General features: G+C 63.4%; 3 protein-coding genes and 1 pseudogene. All 4 read left to right on the top strand.

The genetic code is table 11. The annotated features are described in order from the left end of the window. Positions 1-2,487, top strand: a 2,487-nt coding sequence (locus tag AC0YKC_RS33645; RefSeq protein WP_488514200.1) for a beta strand repeat-containing protein, incomplete at its 5' end; no start/stop codon positions are given. Between the two features lie 13 nt (positions 2,488-2,500). Further along, entirely contained in the window at positions 2,501-4,660 is a 2,160-nt protein-coding gene (locus AC0YKC_RS33640; protein ID WP_488514199.1) for a type I secretion system permease/ATPase, read from the top strand. Continuing rightward, positions 4,635-6,065 carry an HlyD family type I secretion periplasmic adaptor subunit gene (locus AC0YKC_RS33635; RefSeq protein WP_488514198.1) on the top strand — a complete coding sequence of 477 codons (1,431 nt, stop codon included), beginning with the start codon at positions 4,635-4,637 and terminating at the stop codon, positions 6,063-6,065. The genes AC0YKC_RS33640 and AC0YKC_RS33635 overlap by 26 nt, the downstream gene beginning before the upstream one ends. Before the next feature lie 175 nt (positions 6,066-6,240). Continuing rightward, a pseudogene (locus AC0YKC_RS33630) lies at positions 6,241-6,438 on the top strand (glutamine--fructose-6-phosphate transaminase (isomerizing)); the annotation flags it as partial.

The raw sequence follows: 6,438 nt of genomic DNA, 5'->3' as shown, positions 1-6,438 counted from the left end.
GCCAATGGCGACGGCCCGACAATCCAGCGCTGGGGCCTCTATTCCACGGCGATCCCTGATCCCAACAATCCGAATTCCTTCTGGGTGTCAGGCGAATACGTCGCCAATGGTTGGTGGCAGACATCGGTGGCGCAGCTCGCTGTCCAAGGTTCCGCGACGATCACGTCGATTGTGTCGATCGCGGCATCGGGGCCGGGGATCGCAGGTGGCACTGGCGACCTGAATGCCGGCAAGACCGTCACGCTGACGGTCAATTTCAGCCAGGCGGTGACGGTGAATACCGCGAGCAGTTCGCCAAGACTCCTCCTCAACGACGGAGGCATCGCGACCTTTAGCGGGGGCTCGGGCACCGGGGCATTGACGTTCAGCTACACCGTGGTCGCCGGGCAGAACACGCCCGATCTCACCATTTCCTCGCTTGACCTCAACGGGTCGTCCATCGTGGATGGCGCGGCCAACAGCGCCGATATCTCGGGAGCCACCAATTGCGCTCCCACCGGCACATTGCAGATCGACACGACGATACCGACGATCACCAGCATCGCCACGTCCGGCGCCGGCATAACCAACGGCAATGGCGACCTGAATGCCGGCAAGATCGTCACGCTGACGGTCAATTTCAGCGAGGTGGTGACGGTCAACACCACGAGCAGTTCGCCAAGACTCCTTCTCAATGACGGCGGCATCGCGACCTATAGCGGGGGCTCGGGCACCGCGGCATTGACATTCAGCTACACCGTGGCCGCGGGGCAGAACACGCCCGACCTCACCATCTCCTCGCTTGATCTCAACGGATCTTCCATCGCCGATGGCGCGGCCAACAGCGCCGATATCTCGGGAGCCACCAACTACGTTCCTGCCGGCACATTGCAGATCGACACGACGATACCGACGATAACCGGCATCGCGACATCCGGCACGGGCATCACCAATGGCATCGGCGACCTGAACGCCGGCAAGATCGTCACGCTGACCGTGAACTTCAGCGCGGCGGTGACGGTCAACACAACGGGCGGCTCGCCGCAGCTCCTGCTCAACGACGGCGGTGTTGCGACCTTCAGCGGCGGTTCGGGCACGACGGCGCTGATCTTCAGCCATACCGTCGCTGCCGGGCAGAACACGCCCGACCTGACCGTCTCCTCGCTCAGCCTGGGCGGCTCGACCATCACCGGCGGTTCGGGCAACAGCGCCGACGTCTCGGGAGCCACAAACTACAATCCCGCCGGCACGCTGCAGATCGACACCACCGCGCCGACGATCGCCTCGATCGCGACATCCGGCACGGGCATTACCAATGGCACCGGCGACCTGAACGCCGGCAAGATCGTCACGCTGACCGTGAACTTCAGCGCGGCGGTGACGGTCAACACAACGGGCGGCTCGCCGCAACTCCTGCTCAACGATGGTGGAATTGCGACCTACAGCGGTGGGTCAGGCACGACCGCTTTGACATTCAGCTATACCGTGGCCTCCGGTCAGAACACCTCAGATCTGACGGTTTCCTCGTTCAGTTTGAACGGGTCGACCATCACAGATCCCGCGACCAACAACGCCAATCTGGCAGGCGCCACCAACTACAATCCAGCCGGGACGCTGCAGATCGACACCACGGTGCCGACAATCGCCATCAACACGATCGCCGGCAACAACAACGTCAATGCCCTGGAAGCACTGACCGGATTCGCCATCAGCGGCACCTCGACCAATGTCGAGAACGGCCAGGTGGTCACGGTCAACATCGTCAACAGCCAGAACGTCGTCGTCGACAGCTATACGACCAGCGATCAGAACAATGCATGGTCGATGAGTGTGACGAGCGCACAGGCACAGGCACTGGCCGACGGGGCCTACACGGTGACCGCGGATGTGGCGGACAAGGCTGGCAATCTTGCCCCGCTTGCCACCAGGGCCCTGATCGTCGACGAAGACAATACACCGGAGGCGCCGATCCTGACGATCGCCAACACGGCTCTGACCGTCCAGGCACGTAGCTCGGTGGCGCTCGGCATTACCGCAACCCCGGTCGATTCCGACGACAGCGTCACCTTGAAAATCGCGGGATTGCCCAGCTACGAGACGATCTCGGCGCCGAGCGGTTACCACGTCAGCAAAGCACTGCAATTGAACGGCACCTACACCTGGACGATCACCGAGACCTCGTCCACGGTGGGCAAGCCGATCTCGGGGCTGACGCTGGCATCCTCCTATAAGGGCACGAACCATCCCGTCGCGACGCTGACGGTCACCGCGAGCAATTCGACGGCTGGCGAAACGGCGAGCGCGCCGTCAAGGACGATGACAGTCACCGATCCTCCGGCGACCACAACCAACCCGACATCGAACCTGCTTGCGCTGTTCAACCAGTATGCTGCCTGGGGCTTCCATGACAGCCGCGCCAACGCCGGTGAGATCGCCCCGGCGTGGTCCCAGCATGGCGGCAACGATGTCTTGGCGATGCTGACGACACCTGGGCATTTCGGGCACTGAGGGGGTTCCGGGCATGGCATTCGGAAGCCCTCAGATCGGGCAGGAAGACGATCAGGGGCTTGGTTCTCTGGTCATGCTCCTTCAGTTGAACGGCGTCGCGGCCGAAGGCCCGCAGATACGTCATCGATTCGGCCAGGCGCGCATCGGCACGACCGAAATGCTGCGCTGCGCCAAGGATTTCGGTCTCAAGGCGCGCAGCATAAGAAGCGCCTGGCCGCGCCTCGGCCGCACGCCGCTGCCAGCCATAGCGTCGCTCACGGATGGCGGCTTCCTGCTGCTCGGCAAGGCCGGGGACAACCAAGTCCTCGTCCAGCGTCCCCATGCGCCACGTCCCGAAGCGCTGTCGCGCGCCGAATTCGAAGAGATCTGGGACGGGCGCCTCATCCTGATGGCGCGCCGCGCTTCGCTGTCCGACCTGTCGCGGCACTTCGGCATCAGCTGGTTTCTCGGCGCTATCTGGAAATATCGCCATCTGCTGGGCGAGGTCCTCATTGCATCCCTCTTCCTGCAGATATTTGCTCTTATCAGCCCACTCTTCTTCCAGGTCGTGATCGACAAGGTGCTGGTGCACCGCGGGCTGAGCACGCTGGAGATCCTCACCATAGGACTCGTGGCGATCGCGGCCTTCGAGGCAATCCTTGGCGGACTACGCACGTACCTGTTCGCCCATACGACCAACCGCATCGACGTCGAGCTCGGCGCGCGCCTCTACCGCCATCTGATGGCGTTGCCGTTGGCCTATTTCCAGGCGAGGCGTGCGGGAGACTCGATCGCCCGCGTGCGCGAGTTGGAGAATATCCGCAACTTCCTCACCAGCTCGGCGCTGACGCTGGTCGTCGACCTCGCCTTCACTGTCATCTTCCTCGGCGTGATGGTCCTCTACTCCCCGCTCCTGACCCTGGTCGTGCTCGGCGCCTTTCCCGTCTATATCGGCGTGTCGGCGGGCGCGACGCCGCTCTTCCGCAGGCGGCTCGACGAGAAGTTCAGGTGCGGCGCTGAAAATCAGGCTCTGCTGGTGGAGAGCGTCACCGGGGTCGAGACACTGAAGGCGCTGGCGGTCGAACCGCAGATGCAGCGCCGCTGGGAAGAACAGCTTGCCGCCTATGTAAGCGCGAGCTTCAGCGTGCTTAGCCTCGGCAACATGGCGAGCCAGGCCATCCAGCTCGCAAGCAAGATCGTCACCGCTGCCACCCTGTTCTTCGGCGCCAAGCTCGTCATCGACGGCAACCTGACGGTCGGCGAGCTTGTGGCGTTCAACATGCTTGCGAGTCGCGTGAGCGCGCCAGTTCTGCGCCTCGCGCAGATCTGGCAGGATTTCCATCAGGCGCGTCTCTCTGTCGAGCGGCTCGGCGATATCCTCAACACGCAGCCAGAGCCGTCGTTCGGCTCGGGCCGCGCCGCGCTGCCGCCGATCCACGGCGAGATCACCTTCGAGCATGTAAGCTTCCGCTACCGCGTCGACGGCCCGCAGGTACTGCACGATGTCAGCTTTCAATTTCCGCCCGGCCAGATCGTAGGGCTCGTCGGTGCTTCCGGCTCAGGCAAGAGCACGATCGCCAAACTCATCCAGCGCCTCTACGTGCCAGAGAACGGACGCGTGCTGGCCGACGGCGTCGATCTTGCCATGGTCGATACCGCCTGGCTGCGCCGGCAGGTGGGCGTGGTGTTGCAGGAGGATGTGCTCTTCAACCGCTCGGTGCGCGACAACATCGCGCTCGCCGATCCGGCGATGCCGATGAAGGACGTCATCGCGGCGGCCGAACTCGCCGGGGCCAACGAATTCATCCTCGAGTTGCCGGAAGGTTACGACACTGTGATCGGCGAACGTGGCTGCTCGCTCTCGGGCGGCCAGCGTCAGCGCATCGCCATTGCCCGAGCACTGATTGGCGATCCGCGCATCCTCATCTTCGACGAGGCGACGAGCGCTCTCGACTATGAGAGCGAGCGCATCATCCAGGACAACATGCGGGCCATGGCCGATCGGCGCACCGTCATCATCATCGCGCACCGCCTGTCGATGGTGCGCGATGCCGACCGTATCATCACCATCGATCGCGGCCGCATCGTTGAGGACGGCACGCATGCCGACCTGATGCGCTCGAACGGTCGTTACGCCAACCTCCATCACCTGCAAGCGGGTCAAGCCAATGGCGGCCGCCGGAAACATCGTTGAATTTCCCGCCCGGCGCGTACGCCGCCGCGACTATGAGACCGCGTTCCTGCCCGCGGCGCTCGAGGTCATGGAGACGCCACCCTCGCCCGTCGGCCGCGCCATCGGCGCGACCATCATTGCCTTTTTCTGCCTGGCGGCCGCCTGGGCGACCGTCGGTCAAGTCGACATCGTCGCGACCGCTCCCGGCAGGATCGTGCCCAACGACCGCGTCAAGGTCGTCCAACCGTTCGAGACAGGTGTCGTACGCGCCATCCGCGTGCGCGACGGGGCCCCGGTGAAGGCCGGCGACGTTCTGATCGAGCTCGACCCGACAATCAGCGCGGCCGAGACCGACCACATCAAGAGCGATCTCGTCGCGGCCGAGCTCGAGGTGGCGCGGTTGCGGGCGGCGCTTTCGGGTCATGCCAATCCCCTCGACGATTTCATCGCCCCCGCCGATGCAAGCCAGGCCTTGATCGATACGCAGCGTCGCTTCCTTACCATGCAAACGGCCGAGCAAGACGCCAAGGTCGCCGAGATCGCGCGCCAGCTCGCCGAGAAGGAGGCGGAAGGCGAGACAATCGCCGCCACCATAGACAAGCTGCAGGCGGTTCTCCCGCCGCTCCAGGAACGGGCCAATGTGAGCAAGAACCTTTACAACAAGGGTCTCGCGTCCAAGATTACCTATCTCACCGACTTGCAGGACCTGATCAGCCAGCAGCACGATCTCCCGGTCCTGGAGAGCCGCCAGGGCGAGGTCAAAGCGGCTATCTCGGTCTTGAAGGAGACTCGCGCAAGAGCGGAGGCCGAATACCGTCGCTCGCTTTTCGATGATCTGGCAAAGGCAGAACAAAAAGCGGCAGGTCTCGCCCAGGACATGATCAAGGCAGAGCACAGGGCGAAGATGCAAACCCTGACTGCCCCGGTCGACGGCGTCGTGCAGCAGCTTTCCGTGCATACGATCGGAGGCGTCGTCACGCCAGCGCAGGCACTCGCGGTCGTGGTGCCGGCCGATGCCGCCCTCGAGATCGAGGCAATGGTGTCGAACAGCGATGTCGGTTTCATATCCGCGGGCCAGGACGCAGCGATCAAAGTCGATACCTTCAATTTCACGCGGTACGGGCTTCTGCACGGCCGTGTGCTCGGCGTCTCGCGTGATACCGTTACGAATGACAGGCGTGATGACGCCGTTCGGGACTCGTCGTCGAGCGCGGAGAGTTCGATCCCCGAGAAGAAGGACCAGGGGCCTGCTTACCTGGCGCGCGTCTCGCTGGACCGCACGCAGATGCAGATCGAGGGCCGATCCGCCGATCTCTCGCCCGGCATGTCGGTCACGGTCGAGATCAAGACCGGTTCGCGTCGCATCATCAGCTATTTGCTTTCGCCGCTGCTCCGCTACAGGCAGGAAGTCTTGCATGAGAGGTGAGATGGTTTGCTTGTGTCGACTCGGCTGGCCACTGAAATGCGACGACGCGGTGTTTTATGCCTGGGTGCGATTAATCAGGTGGCTCGTTCAAATGAACGATCAACCCGCAGATAATGAGGGGTAGTCTGGCTTTCGCGGCATCAGGGATAGTTCGGCCGGGATTCGGAGGCTGGACATGTGCGGAATCGTTGGAATTGTCGGCCATTCGCAGGCCGCACCACTCCTCGTCGATGCGTTGAAGCGGCTCGAATATCGCGGCTACGACTCCGCCGGCGTTGCCACCATCGAAAAGGGTGAGCTTGGCCGCCGCCGCGCCGAAGGCAAGCTCATCAATCTCGAACGCCGGCTGAGGGAAGAGCCGCTCGACGGCACG

The organism is Mesorhizobium sp. CNPSo 4661 (assembly GCF_057784215.1).
Note: the sequence above shows the minus strand (reverse complement) of the source record. Positions and strands in the feature narration are given on the sequence as shown.

Excerpts from the sequence above, each read along its gene's own strand:
- AC0YKC_RS33640 (WP_488514199.1), top strand. The coding sequence starts at position 2,501 with ATGGCATTCGGAAGCCCTCAGATCGGGCAGGAAGACGATCAGGGGCTT.
- AC0YKC_RS33635 (WP_488514198.1), top strand. The coding sequence starts at position 4,635 with ATGGCGGCCGCCGGAAACATCGTTGAATTTCCCGCCCGGCGCGTACGC.